Source organism: Acidithrix sp. C25, assembly GCF_904848545.2.
The window spans coordinates 657,501-673,337 of the sequence record NZ_CAJHCI020000001.1; the positions used below are offsets into that span (position 1 = coordinate 657,501).

Genomic DNA, 15,837 nt, shown 5'->3' on the forward strand with positions numbered 1-15,837 from the left:
GCCGCAGGAGACCTGAGGAAGGCTGTCCCTAGTACGAGAGGACCGGGACGGACGTAGCTCTTGTGTGCCAGTTGTCCCGCCAGGGGCATGGCTGGTTAGCAACCTACGGAAGGGATAAGCGCTGAAAGCATATAAGCGCGAAGCTCTTTCCAAGATGAGGTCTCCCACAGGGTTAACCTGGTAAGGCCCGTGGCAGACTACCACGTTGATAGGCCGGAAGTGTAAGTGTGGCAACACATTCAGCTGACCGGTACTAATCGGCCGAGGGCTTGGAGCTAAATATAAAGCTCGTGCTCGCTATAGGTAGCTCGATGATTCGAGCAACCAAGATATTCCGGTGGCCATAGCGGCGGGGAAACACCCGTTCCCATTCCGAACACGGAAGTAAAGACTGCCAGCGCCGATGGTACTTGGGGGGCAACTCCCTGGGAGAGTAGGACGCCGCCGGATATATATTTGATAAATGAGCGAAGCTACATTGGTAGCTTCGCTCATTTTGGTTTAATGCGTTTTTGCAGTGTCACTTTCCGATTTGGCTAGGCGTGTTTCTCCGGTTCGGTTGAATTGCTTTTTGGGTGCATTTAGCGTTTTGGCGGATTTAGCGTGCGGTTTCTCTGTCAAAGGGAACAACGCTGGATAGTCGTTATTGTTTATGGACGAATTGCTTGGTTGGTGAATTGTTTGTTTTTTTGCATTACTAGCCCAGAGGAACCATAAGAGTGCGTCATTATCCACTTGGGTTACATATTTTGGCAGTTTATGGTTGCTATGCAATTGAGCCTTTGGAGCTAGGGTAAATCCCTGCATTTGCGCGATTTCTATCCACTGCTGTCGTTTTTGGGTGCTTTGGCTTGGGAGTGATTTCAGTCCTTTAGGCTTTGGCTTGGCTTTTGGTCACTGTAAGGTTCGATGCTTTCTTTTATCATTGTTCTGTCTTTGCGACTTACTGGATATGCTTTAGTCGTTTAATTTAGATGGTTCGTGTTTTCGACCTTGCTTTTAGTCGAAGCTTTCCGAGATCCATCTCCTGAGGGTGGTCGAGATGATTAGTCACTGTTTTTTCTTTTTCCCAAGGTTGGTGAAGAGGTGCGTTCTTCGGTTGATTCTGTTTATTTTTTGGCGATCAGATTTTAGGATCTTTGGTACTTCGATGGTGGAGGATGGAGAGGTTTGAGGATTGGTTTAGTCCATGTGATTGTTTTACCATTTAAGGATTGGCTAAGTCTGGTTCTATTTTTTAGTTGACCATTTACCTACTATCTCTAATCCTTCTTTTTTCGGAGTACAAAGCCAAAATTGGGTTGGGATACGCCGTGCAGTTGTCTCCTGGGAGATAACTTCGTAATTGAATTTTTATCCGTTTTGGATTTTAATCTCCGTACTTAATGCCGAACACGGCATAGCAAACCCATTCGCAGTCAAAAAATACCACCCGAAAGAGTCGATTTATGAATTGCGCAATTTCTCCTAGAAAGTCGATCGATCCCACGGTGCATAAGCCAGAGAAGCTGGCTCATGCTAGCTTGACTCGGTTGTCCTGGAGGCTAGTTGTTTTAGATTGTCAATATAAACGTAAGTAGGTTTAGTTTTGTGGGTCAATTTGGATTCGCTTAGATGGGTAGGAACTATCCAATTGGCAAGCTCAAACGGAACTCCTAACAACTGAATCTAACCTAAATTCAGAGATCCCTAATTATCTCTGAATTGCTACTGGATCTCTCATGGTGCGTTTTGATAATTGAAAGTTGAGTGGGCCAGTAACCTAAATGTGCTGGGACCATTTTTGGTTTAGCGTTTTCGTCACGATAGATGTGTGGAGGTGGGATTGACCCAATGGTAGGTGCATCTGATAGTGGTTCGTTGCCGCTTAGATCTTTCGTTTGGTTAACGCTAATGCGTCGGCGTTAATTCGATGAGGGGGCGAGATAATCAAGTACCAGAGATAATTTGGCTAGCGATCCTGTATTTCGGATCAAAGGTGAGAATACGGCGCGCTATGGCGGTGTTAGATCGTGCTGATGAGTTTTAACACCACCGTCCCATGTCGGTTAGCTTTACTCAAAAGGACATGAAGGCGAACCTTCGAAATCCTGGATTGTTTTAATTAGTTCAAGCAGTGCTGGAATGGCGGATATGATGGCAGCCTTGGCATCTAGATTGATGTCGTCAAGTCCCCTAACCAAGAGCGACAAGCGGTGGTCTCTAAGAGTGGAGATAGTCTCCTCTCCATATGGAGTTAGACAGAGGGTGCCTACTCTTCGGTCATTATCTGAGGTGGCTCGATTGAGGATGCCCAGTTTCATCAATCGTTTGATTAAGGTGGAGGCTGTATTTGGAGCAATAGAGAGTGCATTGGCCATTACGCCTACTCTCACATTGGGGTGATCATAGACATATCGAAGTAACTCATATTCAGGTGATGAGAAGACGCCATCTGTGTATAACTCTCTTTGGCTTCGACGAAGGGTACGCCGAAGTTGGCCAATGGCCTGTGCTAATTCCACCGCAACTTCGTTAGTGTCACCATTTGCTTCGCTCATCGACTATAGTTTATTCTGTAACAGAAATAAATCTCCTGAAGGTCTCAAAATTCTGCGTTAGGTAATTGGTTTCGTTCGATCGGTCTCGATATCGCTTGTATCTCCTTTTTCGGCGGAGTTAGGGACGCGACAGGTGGGTAGTCAATTGCCCTTCATATGCATTTTGGAAAGGTCGCCAATGGCCGCTTTACTAGCGTCAACTAACGGTAAATCTGTATCGCAGAATGATCGATATAAATGGATTGCTCTCTCCAATACTACTCTAGGCGTATTGATGGCGACGATAGATTCATCGATCACCCTTATTGCGCTTCCAGATATCTTTCGAGGAATCGGCCTCAACCCACTTGGACCGGGTAATAGCTTTTATCTGCTTTGGATGATTCTTGGGTTTTTGATCGTAACAAGCGTCTTGGTGGTGAGTCTTGGCCGTTTGGGTGACATCTACGGTCGAGTTAAGATGTATAACCTGGGCTTTGTTATCTATACGGTTGGCTCTTTGCTATTGACCATAGACCCCTATAAGGGAAGGTCAGGAGCCCTCTTTTTGATCGTTATGCGTTTGGTGCAAGGGTTAGGTTCGGCCTTCTTGGTGGCTAATGCTTCGGCGATTTTGGCCGATGCGTTCCCGGCAAACCAAAGAGGTACGGCTCTTGGAATCAACCAGGTCGCTGGTATTTCGGGTTCCTTTATCGGCTTGATTTTAGGAGGTTTACTAGCTCCTATCGATTGGAGATTGATCTTTCTAATTTCAGTCCCGATTGGACTTTTTGGGACCATTTGGGCATATCTAAAGCTAGAGGAACGGGGTATCAGAAAGCCAGCTAAGATCGACTGGCTTGGCAACGTTACATTCGCTATTGGATTGATATTAATTATGGTTGGTATTACCTACGGCATCCAACCGCACGGTACGAGCGCCACTGGATGGACATCCCCATTGGTTCTTGGAGAATTGATCAGCGGCATTGCATTCTTTGCGATCTTTGGATTTATTGAAACCAAGAGCGCCTATCCAATGTTTCGAATTTCCTTGTTCAAAATTCGGGCCTTTAGCTTTGGTACGATATCTACATTCTTAGTCTCGATTTCTCGCGGCGGCTTAATGTTTATGCTAATTATTTGGTTGCAGGGGATCTGGCTTCCCCTCCATGGTTATAGTTTTTCCGCCACTCCATTGTGGGCGGGAATATATATGCTCCCTCTAACTCTGGGCTTTCTAATTGCGGGGCCCATGTCAGGCTACCTGTCAGACCGATATGGTCCTAGAATCTTCGCAACGATTGGTCCGATCGGAACAGCGTTAGCCTTTGTGGGGTTTCTAGAACTCTCTGTCGACTTCTCGTATTGGACATTCGGCCTTATCTTGTTTGTCTCGGGCCTCTCTCAAGGGGTGTTTGCGGCGCCGAATCGTGCTGCGGTTATGAATAGCCTTCCGGCTGAAAACCGAGGAGTTGGTGGTGCGATGAATTCGACCTTTCAAAACTCTGCGCAGGTGTTTTCTATCGGAATTTTCTTCTCTCTCATGATCGCAGGGCTATCAATCTCTTTGCCTGGTGCGCTAGTTAGTGGATTGGGTTCTCAGGGAGTAGCACACGCTACAGCTGTAACGCTGTCTCATGTGCCTCCTGTTTCCGTGCTCTTTGCCGCACTCTTAGGGTATAATCCGATAGCTAAGCTTCTGGGTCCCCACAATATGTCATTGCTTTCACATCATGCCGCGACCGTTTTGACTGGTCGAACATTCTTCCCGAAGTTAATCTCAGCTCCTTTTGCATCAGGGCTGCGTGAAGCTTTCATCTTTGCTATCGTAGCTTGCATCATAGCTGCCGTTATTTCGGCTGGTCGGGGTCGAGGTGACAACATTGCGCTCAAGTCGGAACTAAATGATGACTGGCCGATTGAGATAAATGTCGAAGGGATCTAAGGGCTCTTGGGAGCTAAAGTAGTTTGTGCTGTTGCCAATAGGAAGATAATTAAAAGAGTCGCCAACTCTAAATGATTGGTCGACGTTACCGAACTTGATTAAGTGCTATTTAGTATCAGTAATTACATCTAGATGGTGCTAGCTTTTGGCTAAAGTGATCTTTTTGTAGGTGTTGTTGTTTAGGCTGGTGGGCTTGGGGTCGTAATGATTGATTTAATAGTTAATTTAATCTCAACTACTTATTGTGATAGTGATAGTTATGTGGATAAGCCAAGAGTTATTGATTGTTCATTTGATTGTAGATTATGGTAAGGTTTTTTTCAAGAGATCTTTTTATAATTAAAGTAAATTTAGCTATTCAAAGTCCATAAGCCTATGGTAAATGGTGCGTAGTTGGTCTTTGATGTCGTTTTTATGCCGATAATCTACCCCCTAGCTAAATTTGGGCCTTGTTCCTATTTCGCAGCAGAGCTATCGACAATGTAAAGCTTTGCTTGAAGATCATACATTGCTATACATTGCTTGAGATTTAGTTCGCGCGATCTTATTAGCGCCATTAGTGTTGATAATTTTATTAACTAAACATAGGGTGTTAGCGGCAGCTATATTATTAGATTAGTTTGCGTACCAGATCTCAAATATGTTAGCCTCAGGCGCTCCTAGCTTTACGCTAAATCAAATGGAATTAGGTCTTGTTTTGGTGACTTATTTAGCTGGTAATTACGCCAACTCTGAAACGACGAGGTGTCGCTTGGGCTTAGACGCATTTGCATTGCCGAATGGGGCCATCATTCACCAAAGAGAAACTTCAAGATGTCAGATCTAGTGACAACGGCTACAACTTTGGGGCCATCGGTAACAGCTAGGGTACGCAACTTGAGATCGTGCATAATTGTCGCTGCGGTCTCTATAGTGTCATTGACCTTTACCGAGGCTGTCTTCGTGGTCTCCATTGCATCGGCGACCTTGGATGCGTATGCGGCGCGGAGCTGCGTCTCGTAATGCTTGACAGCAGGTGGCCACGCGCCAAATTCAGCGAATATCCCAAATACCGTGGGAAGGTGTAGTCGAACACCCTCGACTAATAGATCATCATCGCTAAAGATTCCAATGAGCGCTGCTTTGTCATCAAGTACTGGCAGTACTGAGACGTTGTTTTTGATTAATTTGGCTGCCGCCTCTTGGATTGACTCCTGTGGCTCGACATATATCAGGCTGGTTGACATTATTGAGGAAACTGCGGTATTCGATGGATCACGTTTAGTGGTTGCCATAGCTATGATCTCCTTTTACTTTATCAAGGTCACATTAGATATTGTGGCATTTATATCTACAATCTACTCCTATTCGAGATGATATTCCATTTTCCTTTAGGAATGGCTACCAAAGGTTACTTTAGTGCTAATGATCTCGCATCCCGCAAAATATGATAGCGAGGGTAGGTACTTTTTGAAGATCGCTGGTTCCAATGCTGATTTGGTTATTCACTGCACTCATCGCTTTTGCTTTGCGGCGACAAATGCTTACCGAAGGTGAGGATGACTAGTTTCTTTGGAGATGAACTAAGCAACCGACAGACCATGCCTAAGGAGTTCAATGTCTTGAATCAAAGTAGTCGTATGTGCCCTAAATCATCCAGCCTGCTTCGGTGTCAGTAGGAGATAGATCTGCAGTTTCCTTGGAGGTCCTTCGACTATGGTTTTCAATTTGCTTCATATTAGCTAGTTATGGTTGGGATTCTCTGGCCATGTAGGCAAAGTTTGCTATCGAACCTCTATTGGATACTGGTTTTCAATTGGGATAAATGTTTTGCCTTTGGTCCAATAACGTTGTTATTTGTCCAGTTATATGCGGATAGGCAAGCGTATTTATGGTCGATTACTTTTGACAGACTTATGAGTTTTTAGGGAATAGGTACCTTGGAAGCTGTATCCATTGGTGTGGGATTGTCTGGAACAAGGAGGCGCGCCGAGCTTTTTATGGGTTAGGGGCAATTGTGTGTAAAGATCCTTATTGGCTGGTGGTGAATTATTTATTTCGATGGTCCTCCAAATCGATCCATCGGCAGCGCTAGTCAGTTCGCTATCGGTGGTTTTTTCAATGAAGGGTACGTGGGTTAATTTTCCATCTAACGATATCGGATCATTCCAGCAATTTAATGTAACCCTGGTGTGAATATAATCATAAGACTTTATTGATTAATAGGATTGTAATTCGCCCATGTACGGTAGTTTGGGATAATGAATTTCGAGGGTTTTTTAAAGGAACTTGAGCCGACCGTAGGGTCGCTTATGACAAAGCATCTCGGAATGTCCAAGGAGTGGTTTCCTCATGAATTGGTACCATGGTCTAGAGGTCGTGACTTTGTGGCTGGGGAGGAGTGGGACAGTTCTTCTTCGACCATTAGTCCGGGAACAAGAAGTGCACTCTTTGTCAACTTACTTACAGAGGACAACCTTCCGTATTATTTCAATGCCTTGCTTGCGGCTTTCGGAAGTGATGATAGCTGGGGAGCCTGGGCTCGTCGATGGACAGCCGAGGAGCACCGTCACTCCATCGTAATTCGTGACTATTTGACGGTCACTCGTTTGATTGATCCAATTACCCTGGAACGTAGTCGAATGAACCAAGTGTCGAATGGTATCGTACCGGAACCTGTCTCTCCTGTCGACACAATTGCATACGTTACTCTTCAAGAGCTCGCAACTAGGGTGGCCCACCGAAATACGGGTAAGTTAATCGGAGACGAAGTTGGCTTTGCTATTATGGCTCGCGTTGCTAGCGATGAGAATCTCCATCATCTTTTCTATCGTGACTTGACCCTGGCTGCTCTGGAGCGAAATCCCAGCGAGACGCTTGAGGCGATCGAACGGCAAGTCCGAAGTTTTTCCATGCCTGGAACTGGAATAGATGGGTTTACGGAGCACTCTAAGAATATCGCAAAAGAGGGTATTTACGACTTTAGCCTTCATTACGACCAAATCATAGTTCCAGTTGTCCTTAGGAATTGGCGAATTTGTGAACTGAGCGGCCTTACACCGGAGGCGGATGCTGCTCGGGAGCGACTAATGAAGTTTATCGCCCGCCTTGAGGTGGCAGCTCGACGAACCAGAGCACGCAGAGACGATATTGAGGGTGCGGCTCAATCTAATATGGACCGATCATAGGGCGCTCGTCGACAATATAGACACAGGCCTGGTCTATGTGTCATAACCTGTGATATCACTTTAGATTTAAGGCGATTTGTTGCGAATTCGTTTAATTTGTGGTCGCTTTAGTCCGGAATTAAGAGAAGGTCAGTTATCTCGAGGTCTAAAGCATAAGCGGCGCCCCTTACTACTTGGGTTTTCATATCCTTTGAACTTCCTCGACGATACAATTTACGACCTAGCCCAAGTAGGTTGTGCTTTTGACGCCTTTGTAATGCGATTCTAAACTATGTTCGGGAGGTTTTGCACTTTGGGTGATCACCCACTCGGGACAGGGCTACTTCTGCTTGTGAGGGGAGTTGGTGGTGGTCGTAGCACTCCTAGCTAGTTTGATGGATCCATAAGTACTTATGGATCCATCAAACTAGCTCCAAATAATTAGCGATAAAGAAATAGCTCCAATTGATAGATAGCTTCAGGTTTATCCTTTTTTATCGGTCCAATATTGATTGATCTGGTGTGGTTTTTCCGATCCAAATGCATTGGCTAAAATACATTGTATTGAATGGTTTTTTACCTTGGGCATTAGGGAGTCCTTCGGTTGACTTTATTCGCTAGGCTAGTGACTAAGTATTGTGCACCTAGATTTTTGGGTATTTGATAGCTTTATCTTCTAGTTAAAATTGGATATCAGAAGATTGTGGTTCTATTTTTGTGCTGTAGTTTTGGGGGCCGTCTGTGACGGAATCCACAAGTTATATTGAGGGATATTTGGAGGAGTTGCGCCTTGTCTTTGGGAGGGCTAATGCAACTATAGACGCATATTATCAGGATCTAGGGAATCTGAGTGCGGTTCTAGAAAATCTTGGCTCTAACCTTTTGAGCGCGGACTCTAGAGTAATCGGTATCGCCATTGACCAACTTGGCAGCCGTTTAGCAACCACTTCCTTGGTGAGGCTTATCTCAGTCGCTAGGGGTTTTTATCGGTATCTCCTAAACATCGGAGCGATCAATCTCTCTCCGCTTGAGGGGTTGGAGGTTCCAAAGGCTCCGCTATATTTCCCAGAGGTATTGGAAATCCACGAAGTGGAAGCGCTCCTAGATGTAATTAATCTTGGTACAGATTATGGAGTTCGGGATCGAGCAATGTTGGAACTGGCCTATGGCTCAGGACTTAGGGCTTCAGAGGTAATAGGAGCCAACGTTGATGATCTGGATTTGGAAGAGGCACTTGCTCGAGTTCGCGGCAAGGGAGATAAGTTCCGCATTGTTCCTCTAACTCCCCTTAGCGTGTCCATGTTGAGGAGGTACATCTACGAAGGAGCTCGTTCGAACTTGGAGGGCCATTCTCGCTCCTCGGCTCTCTTTTACTCCTCTAGGTCCAAGCGGATTTCGCGTCAAGCGCTATGGCAGATAGTGAAGAAATATGCACTTTTAGCGGGCATTCGAACTTCGATTCATCCTCACACCCTACGCCATAGCTGCGCGACTCACATGGTAGCAGGAGGAGCCGATATTAGAAGTGTGCAAGAACTACTTGGTCACTCTTCGATTACCACAACTCAGATCTATACCCATATAACTCCAACTAGGTTGCTGGAGGTCTATCGAGCTTCGCATCCGCGAGCGTAGTTTATCTATCGGGGGAAAGATCTCTATAATCTTAGCATGGAAGAAATTAAGGCTGAAAATAAGTCAATCAAGGAGTTTCTAAACCAAGAGCGTGAGATATTGACGGCCAAGGTACAAGAACTTGGCAAAGACGCAACGGTTAATGGTGGCTATGATCCTAACTTTGCCGACTCGTCAGTTGTGATTGCTGAACGGGTTGAGGCCGAGGGACAATTGGCTAATTTAGAGGTTGCCCTTGCCGAGGTGGAGGTTGCACTCACCAAGTTGGATTCGAATAACTATGGCATCTGTGAGAGTTGCCATAGAGAGATTGCCACCGAACGGCTAGAGGCCATCCCTACCACTCGGTATTGCCGTGATTGCGCATCAAACCATAAGGCCTAGCTTCAATTACAAGGGCGAAAGTTGTAGTTACCACAATTCGCATATCATTGATAGGTAACAAATATGTGTAGACGTGGAGCTAATTAGTTGAACCGTAAAGTTCTAATATATGCCGGTATCGCCCTTGTGGCATTTATTGCTCTCTCAAAAGGAATCTTGAATGTCTACTTAGGTATAAATTTTCTTGCGGCGATCATCGCTCTTGTCTTGCACGAGATTTCGCATGGATTGGTGGCTCTTTATTATGGCGATCATACTGCAGCTAAAGCGGGTCGCCTCCGTCTAAACCCACTGGCTCACATTGATCCATTTGGTACATTGATACTACCGGGTATGTTGATGCTTTTAGGGCTTACCCCGATTGGATACGCCAAGCCGGTGCCCGTAAACGCCGCTAATTTGCGCAATCCAAGACGTTCATCCTTGGTGGTCTCTTTAGCGGGCCCAGTTACGAATTTGATTCTCTCGATATTAGCCGGGATCATTCTTAGAATCTTTGTCTTTTCGAACTCCTATGGCAGTACGACTCCGATTCTGGGTGGGTCCATAAATACCACTAGCTTAATTGGCTATTTCTGGGTTTATTTCGGCATAATAAACGCTATTTACTTTATATTCAACATTCTTCCTATACCGCCTCTTGATGGTTCGGCTATTCTTCGTCGCGTTATAGGTGAGTATAAGTTTGCTGCAATTACGGCTAATCTAAAGTTTTTGATACCGATTCTACTTTTGGTAGTCTTTATTTTCCCAGGGGCGCTGAGCTCGATATTTGCGCCAATCGTACGATTATGGCTCGACGTTTTTCTTCCTTCGACCGCTTACCTATGATTTTAGAGCCATATCTCCATTTCGATGGAGGTCGACGATAGCGGGGTTGCAAATTTTGGTGAGTGTGGATTGTTCGATCTTAGATGAAGGCACTAAGGGCCATTTGAACCTCTTGGAACGTAGCGGCCCAACTCTTTGATGGGCGTCAAAGTCGTTTTTTGGTACGTATCTCTTTGCCTTTTCCCTTATAATTGAGTTGGTCGAGTTTTTCCCATTGGCGATCTTAAAAGGGCTCTCCTAAAATAGATGTGGATCAAGCAACCCTTTCGTAGGGGAGCTTGAGATCAATCGGACCGCATGAAAGCATCACCAAAGCAAGTGTTGATTTTGCAGAGTGAAGACCATAGCATCTAGCAATGGCGGATCTAATTTATTGTTTAGACCCTCAAGCCTTCCGTTGGAGACACCCTTTTCAAGCTAGGGGGCTCAATAGCAGCCATAATTCCATCTTTATGGGTTCGAATTGTCTTTGACAATCTGACAAAGCTAGGTATCCGTGATCGTGAAGCACGAGCACACCAGGAATCCAAGAACTCAGCTACTTCGTCATTGGATAATCCACTACCGAATATCCCTCTTAGGGATTCTTTCATCTCTAAGGGCTTTAGAAGTATTGCAGCGGTTGACTTTATTTGACGTAGAGTCTCATTTTGGCGTTGAGTCAAATCACCAGGATTCTTTAGTAATGCCCATCTTGCACTCACAAACCTACGGGCGTAATCTGGAGTAGGAAGTTTTCTCAGTTGGCGCCATAGGTCGCATCTTACCTCCTCCAGGGCCTCAGTGCCCAATTTAACGACATGAAAAGGATCGAGGTTGCGACCTAAGTATCTGGTGTGCGATCAGCGAAAGCTTTAGCAAAAGCTGGTCCCATGTCCATTGTTGCTACTTGTGTGAGAGCTTGGAACGTTGCGAACCAAGCTCACATAAGAACCCATCTAGACTCTTAGCGCTTTTTCCTTCTGCTCCATAGACGATCTTTCCAGTTTCATGATCTGTTACGGGCTCTAAATAACTTGGGTTATGTACTTATGGTGTTTACGATAGGCAATCTCATCTACCTCTATTATTGAGAGCTTCTCTAGTCGCTTTGGATCGATCTCTTTGGCTACTACTCTCTCACAGATCGTACCAACTGTTTTCTGAGCAATCCGGGTGAGCTTCGTAACTGTTGTTTTATCCATCTTTGCGGTTGAGCCGGCAACTAGATGTTCAAAGTCTCTCGTGAAGCGTGTTACTGGCCATTGAGAACTGCAAGTTGGTGGACACGAAGAATGCATACAAGTGGCCATCACTTTTGCACATTTTACCACAGCTCGCGTTTATCTGAGGCCGCTTTTTTTACTATTACAGTAGCTATTTCATTCGGTCCTTCTATGGGCATTTCTTGTCGAGGAGGTGAAATAATGTAACCTTTGGTCGCAAAGGTCTATTAACTACTCCAACTTGCATCCAAGAGCAGTTAATTGTCGATTAGATGAAAGTGCTCTATCGAGGCGCAGTGTGATTTTTAGATAGGGTTGAGATTTCGTTGAGGGCGACTTGGAAAAGATCTCTTTATTATTCTTTTTTATGGGTAGTAGCTACAGGTTGTTGAGCCTGTGGGCGAAGATCGTTGGATTATGCGTAAACGCGAAGCGTTTTCCACATTTCAACTTTCGTTTGCGTAGCAATCGTCCACAACTCAATAACCCCCATTACGTTCCTGGATAGGTGGAGGTTCTAGATTCTAGATTCTAGAGATCTAGCGAGTATTGACGGCACCGCAAGTTACCCAACCCAACCAAGAGGCCCCATCGTGAACCCCAATGGCCCGTTACGCGACGATAGAGCGACGATAGACCATCACCCAACCCAACCAAGAGGCCCCATCGTGAACCCCAATGGCCCGTTGCGCGACGATAGACCATCACCCAACCCAACCAAGAGGCCCCATCGTGAACCCCAATGGCCCGTTGCGCGACGATAGAGCGACGATAGGTTTGCTTGCAATCGAACAAATTGGCCCCATCAGCTCTTGGGCATGAAGTTGACATGGCGAATCAGTTGACATGGCGAATCAATGAGATCGTGGAACATTCGCGACAAGGGTTGGATCCCGTGGGCTTTGTCTATATGGTGACGATTCGCTATCCTTGTTGGTTCTCTTTGGTCAAGAGCTAAGACATATCGTCATTAGTTCTCTAAAGTGTGGGGTCTAAAGCGTGAGATCCATGTGTGGTCATTTGATTCATGAGGAACGGAGATTTCTCCGAGTCTGGTGACAGTAGGGCACCAGCAGCTATCAATCGAGAAACCGAATGGATGTATCAATCGTCCTGATAGTCGCCGATATAGATAGAGCACTACACGGATAGAGTCCTATATAGATAGAGCCCAACCAAGGACTATGTTAGGCCTTGGTTGGGCTCTTATTTGATTATTACTGGGTTTCTAAGAGTGTTATCTCTATATCTCTCCCATGAGTTCGCCTACTGCGAGAGGCTCGTCGCAGTGAGGGCACAGCCCGCCAATGCCAACGCGAGTCATGAAGACTCCACAATCGCTACAGCGTTGTATGCCGAGTTCGTGCACTCCACAAGAAGGACACTCATAGATACTGATATTTCGACGAGGTTTACTTATTCCAACTATGGCATTGCTCACCAATCCTTGATGGCGTCTTCGATAGGCTCTATGTTTACAAGTTGCCGAACAATAGATGCGTCGACCGATTGAGACAAATTGACCTCCACAGATAGGACAGGACTTCTTTAGAGAGGGATCATCTAACGCCTCTCTATCGTTGTGATAGGAGGGATCATCTAACGCTGGTCTCTGGCTCATAGTGGCACCACACCTTTACCCGAAAGAGCTTGGCTAAGGCGAATAGAGTCTCCTTTGGTTTCTATGAGATGGCCATGATGAGCCAGACGATCAACAAGTGCTGCAGCGAGAGATCTAGGCGTGATGATCTCGTCGAAGGACGCTATAGGGTAATTCGAGGTCACAATCATTGAAGTCTTCTCATAACAAGCATCGACCGCCCGATAGAGAGACTCTGATTCCATAGAGTTCATAGGAAGTATTCCTAGGTCGTCAATGACAATCAAATCCATTCTCATCAATTTGAGCATCATCTTCGCCAAGGTGTCAGTGGCCTTAGCTATATCCATATAACGACACAGAGTTTCAGGGGTGTACCAAGCTACCCTGAAACCTGCTTCGATTCCAGCACTTGCAAGTGCCTCCGCCAGAAAGCTCTTACCCGTTCCAGGAGGACCAAGAACCAGTAAGTTCTCTTTAGTCTTACCCACTCCAAGTTGGACAATCCCATAATGGTTCTATTTGGAATCGATGATATGGATGAGTCAAACCCCTCTAGGGTTCGATTGGAGGGGAGATTCGCTGCTATGCGGCGAATCTCTAACGTAGAAGCATTTCTGCCTTTTAGCTCGATTTCCAATAGCAGCCGGATCATCTCCATGGGATCCCATCGCTGTGCTCGGGCCGAAAGAGCTAAATCATAGTAGCTCCGCCTAATATGAGGAAGCCTAAGACGCTTGGTCATAGCTTCGATCTCGTCTTGGATTATATTATCGGCCATTATGACACCGCCGCAAGTTTGGACCAGGCGTCAGTAGATGCACCATAGGGACCCTGTGGTGAGCTAGATGCACCATTAGAACTCTGTGGTTTGGAACTCTGTGGTGAAGTGGCCTTAGTTCCACTACGAGCTGACCTTTTGTGAATTACCAAGAGATCAGCTATTACCGAGTGATTGAAGGCTCCAAGACGAAGTGACTCCTCAATTATTGAAGAGGAGACTTCATTATTGGCGTAGCCCACTAGATCTGCTATCGAGGTTTCAATACCGCTGGCTCCACTATTACAAGCCCTAATGAGCCATTGGCTAGCATCAGGTGTAATTGAAAGAAACTTAGCCTGAGTTTCATTGGTCGGAATCGGCATCCTCACAAGTGGGCCATTGGGATGATCTGGTTCCTTATGAGAATCGTCAATGACATAGCTGAAAGCTTCTCCTCTTGCATGGCGAGCTATTTCGTTAACATATCCACCAGCTTCTTCCTGGGCTACGATGACCACTTCTTCCCCAACGCTGCGAACATAGACTACTTCGCGACGATATTTCGCTGGTACCGAGTAACCACAGTGGTTGAACCTAACGATGGGCATCTTTGGCTCTACCTTGCGCATCACTCCATAAGCACCGAGATAAGGCACTTTAGGAAGGCTATGAAATGTCATAGCCTCAGATTGAAGTACCACTGATGGGATCTTGCCTGAGGTTGAGTGGACAACGGAGTTGATAGAAGTGGTATAGGCGGCACATGCAGCTTCAAGTTCAGCGATGTTCCTGTAGTTTTGAACGAGGTTGGTGTCTTTTGGGCAGATATCTTCTTTTGCCACCCTAACTGCAGCTTCTACTCCACCTTTTGATGCTGGATCATAGACAACGCAAGTTTGGATACTAAAGCCATACGCACTAGCGAAGGAGACCATCTTGGGGTTAATGACAGCCACCCCTGCGATATGCTTCACCGCGGCAGTCTTAGCGTTGTCGGTGAGTACATAAGCCGGAATACCCCCTATGTACCTAAAGCAGTAATCTAAGGCCATAATCACATTGGGCAGTGACTGATCCGGGATCCATTTAACGATCCTCACCTTAGAGAAAGGGAGATAGAAGTGAAAGAGTGTGGTCTTTTTCCCATCGATCACAGGACCATGAAGAAAAGTCATACTGTGCCCATTTCCCCATCTCGGCAATCCAAGGCCAAAAGATTCTTTGCGTAGATTTCCTCCAGGCGACCTTGGCTGTAGCTACAGCTCTTCTAGTGCTTCGAATTGAACCGTTATAACCTAGCGCCACCAGCCTGACATGGATCGCCTTAGCCCGGACCTTAGCCTTAGACTTGTCAACGGCTTCCTCAATTACGCCAGCGAACTTATCGGTGGCCTTAGGACGCCTCTCATATTGACCCTGTCGTATCAGTTGTCCGGCATTTCTTGCTTGAACATACTTCTTTAGGGGTATTAGGAGAACAGCCAACGAACTGCGCTGCTCCGTTATACGATCCAAAAAGATCGTAAGCCTCAATAATTTCCATGGATTCTTTGCTATCCTTCACTTTGGGCCCTTTCTCGGCATTAGGAACTGGATAAATCCATAATGCCCCAAGATAAGGGCCTTCATTCTTCTTTTTTCTCAAAAAGTGATAGCCAGACCGCCTTTGCATGCCCACTCTCGGGTCCAGGAGACCCGAGAGTGGGCCGTCACGCTAGGCGGTCATCCTGTATGCAATTTTCGTGGCTATATTCATTCATGCCAAATGGCCATATTCATGCATTTTCAAATGGCCGTTGACAAAGC

The 15,837-nt window shown here is 45.9% G+C and carries 12 protein-coding genes, 2 rRNA genes and 2 pseudogenes (1 of these 16 cut by a window edge); 7 read left to right on the forward strand and 9 right to left on the reverse strand.

The window, feature by feature from the left end:
- Together ACIDITHRIX25_RS89405 and rrf are read left to right on the forward strand one after the other, a co-directional pair.
- Positions 1-277 (forward strand): 23S ribosomal RNA (locus ACIDITHRIX25_RS89405) (it extends 2,728 nt beyond the left edge of the window).
- A gap of 56 nt (positions 278-333) precedes the next feature.
- Positions 334-450: ribosomal RNA gene (rrf, locus tag ACIDITHRIX25_RS89410) — 5S ribosomal RNA — on the forward strand.
- A 1,604-nt stretch (positions 451-2,054) separates the two neighbouring features.
- Here rrf and ACIDITHRIX25_RS89415 read toward each other — a convergent pair.
- Positions 2,055-2,540: a MarR family winged helix-turn-helix transcriptional regulator gene (locus ACIDITHRIX25_RS89415; RefSeq protein ID WP_201732496.1), complete on the reverse strand. Its 486-nt coding sequence runs from the start codon at positions 2,538-2,540 to the stop codon at positions 2,055-2,057.
- Positions 2,541-2,718: 178 nt separating this feature from the next.
- Between ACIDITHRIX25_RS89415 and ACIDITHRIX25_RS89420 the strand changes: the two genes are divergently transcribed.
- Entirely contained in the window at positions 2,719-4,467 is a 1,749-nt protein-coding gene (locus ACIDITHRIX25_RS89420; RefSeq protein ID WP_201732497.1) for an MFS transporter, read from the forward strand.
- Positions 4,468-5,255: 788 nt separating this feature from the next.
- Here the strand turns inward: ACIDITHRIX25_RS89420 and ACIDITHRIX25_RS89425 are convergent.
- Positions 5,256-5,741 carry a CBS domain-containing protein gene (locus ACIDITHRIX25_RS89425; protein WP_052606987.1) on the reverse strand — a complete coding sequence of 162 codons (486 nt, stop codon included), beginning with the start codon at positions 5,739-5,741 and terminating at the stop codon, positions 5,256-5,258.
- Between the two features lie 966 nt (positions 5,742-6,707).
- On the opposite strand from ACIDITHRIX25_RS89425, the gene ACIDITHRIX25_RS89430 reads away from it, so the two are divergent.
- The 4 genes from ACIDITHRIX25_RS89430 to ACIDITHRIX25_RS89445 all read left to right on the forward strand — a co-directional run bounded on the left by ACIDITHRIX25_RS89430 (position 6,708) and on the right by ACIDITHRIX25_RS89445 (position 10,463).
- Positions 6,708-7,634 carry an acyl-ACP desaturase gene (locus ACIDITHRIX25_RS89430; RefSeq protein WP_283770395.1) on the forward strand — a complete coding sequence of 309 codons (927 nt, stop codon included), beginning with the start codon at positions 6,708-6,710 and terminating at the stop codon, positions 7,632-7,634.
- Between the two features lie 720 nt (positions 7,635-8,354).
- A complete protein-coding gene (locus tag ACIDITHRIX25_RS89435) occupies positions 8,355-9,248 on the forward strand; it encodes a tyrosine recombinase (protein ID WP_052606985.1) in 894 nt (297 codons plus the stop codon).
- A gap of 36 nt (positions 9,249-9,284) precedes the next feature.
- A complete protein-coding gene (locus tag ACIDITHRIX25_RS89440) occupies positions 9,285-9,632 on the forward strand; it encodes a TraR/DksA family transcriptional regulator (protein ID WP_052606984.1) in 348 nt (115 codons plus the stop codon).
- An 87-nt stretch (positions 9,633-9,719) separates the two neighbouring features.
- Positions 9,720-10,463: a site-2 protease family protein gene (locus ACIDITHRIX25_RS89445; protein ID WP_052606983.1), complete on the forward strand. Its 744-nt coding sequence runs from the start codon at positions 9,720-9,722 to the stop codon at positions 10,461-10,463.
- 377 nt (positions 10,464-10,840) lie between these two features.
- Here the strand turns inward: ACIDITHRIX25_RS89445 and ACIDITHRIX25_RS89450 are convergent.
- The 7 genes and pseudogenes from ACIDITHRIX25_RS89450 to ACIDITHRIX25_RS89480 all read right to left on the reverse strand — a co-directional run.
- Positions 10,841-11,266: pseudogene (locus ACIDITHRIX25_RS89450) on the reverse strand (ISL3 family transposase); the annotation flags it as partial.
- Positions 11,267-11,470: 204 nt separating this feature from the next.
- A complete protein-coding gene (locus ACIDITHRIX25_RS89455) occupies positions 11,471-11,743 on the reverse strand; it encodes a hypothetical protein (protein WP_201732500.1) in 273 nt (90 codons plus the stop codon).
- 456 nt (positions 11,744-12,199) lie between these two features.
- Positions 12,200-12,463: a hypothetical protein gene (locus ACIDITHRIX25_RS89460; RefSeq protein WP_201732501.1), complete on the reverse strand. Its 264-nt coding sequence runs from the start codon at positions 12,461-12,463 to the stop codon at positions 12,200-12,202.
- A 448-nt stretch (positions 12,464-12,911) separates the two neighbouring features.
- On the reverse strand, positions 12,912-13,289 hold the full coding sequence (locus tag ACIDITHRIX25_RS89465) for a hypothetical protein (protein WP_201731841.1): 378 nt from the start codon (positions 13,287-13,289) through the stop codon (positions 12,912-12,914).
- A pseudogene (gene istB / locus ACIDITHRIX25_RS89470) lies at positions 13,286-14,049 on the reverse strand (IS21-like element helper ATPase IstB). The gene ACIDITHRIX25_RS89465 and the pseudogene istB overlap by 4 nt, the downstream one beginning before the upstream one ends.
- Positions 14,049-15,206: a Mu transposase domain-containing protein gene (locus ACIDITHRIX25_RS89475; protein WP_201731840.1), complete on the reverse strand. Its 1,158-nt coding sequence runs from the start codon at positions 15,204-15,206 to the stop codon at positions 14,049-14,051. The pseudogene istB and the gene ACIDITHRIX25_RS89475 overlap by 1 nt, the downstream one beginning before the upstream one ends.
- Positions 15,133-15,546, reverse strand: coding sequence for a hypothetical protein (locus ACIDITHRIX25_RS89480; RefSeq protein ID WP_201732502.1), 414 nt, complete (start codon positions 15,544-15,546; stop codon positions 15,133-15,135). The genes ACIDITHRIX25_RS89475 and ACIDITHRIX25_RS89480 overlap by 74 nt, the downstream gene beginning before the upstream one ends.
- Between the last annotated feature and the right edge of the window lie 291 nt (positions 15,547-15,837).

What these genes read in the sequence shown, in the direction of transcription:
- ACIDITHRIX25_RS89415 (WP_201732496.1), bottom strand. Translation starts at nt 2,540, where the DNA reads ATGAGCGAAGCAAATGGTGACACTAACGAAGTTGCGGTGGAATTAGCA.
- ACIDITHRIX25_RS89420 (WP_201732497.1), top strand. Translation starts at nt 2,719, where the DNA reads ATGGCCGCTTTACTAGCGTCAACTAACGGTAAATCTGTATCGCAGAAT.
- ACIDITHRIX25_RS89425 (WP_052606987.1), bottom strand. Translation starts at nt 5,741, where the DNA reads ATGGCAACCACTAAACGTGATCCATCGAATACCGCAGTTTCCTCAATA.
- ACIDITHRIX25_RS89430 (WP_283770395.1), top strand. Translation starts at nt 6,708, where the DNA reads ATGAATTTCGAGGGTTTTTTAAAGGAACTTGAGCCGACCGTAGGGTCG.
- ACIDITHRIX25_RS89440 (WP_052606984.1), top strand. Translation starts at nt 9,285, where the DNA reads ATGGAAGAAATTAAGGCTGAAAATAAGTCAATCAAGGAGTTTCTAAAC.
- ACIDITHRIX25_RS89455 (WP_201732500.1), bottom strand. Translation starts at nt 11,743, where the DNA reads ATGCATTCTTCGTGTCCACCAACTTGCAGTTCTCAATGGCCAGTAACA.
- ACIDITHRIX25_RS89465 (WP_201731841.1), bottom strand. Translation starts at nt 13,289, where the DNA reads ATGAGCCAGAGACCAGCGTTAGATGATCCCTCCTATCACAACGATAGA.
- ACIDITHRIX25_RS89475 (WP_201731840.1), bottom strand. Translation starts at nt 15,206, where the DNA reads ATGACTTTTCTTCATGGTCCTGTGATCGATGGGAAAAAGACCACACTC.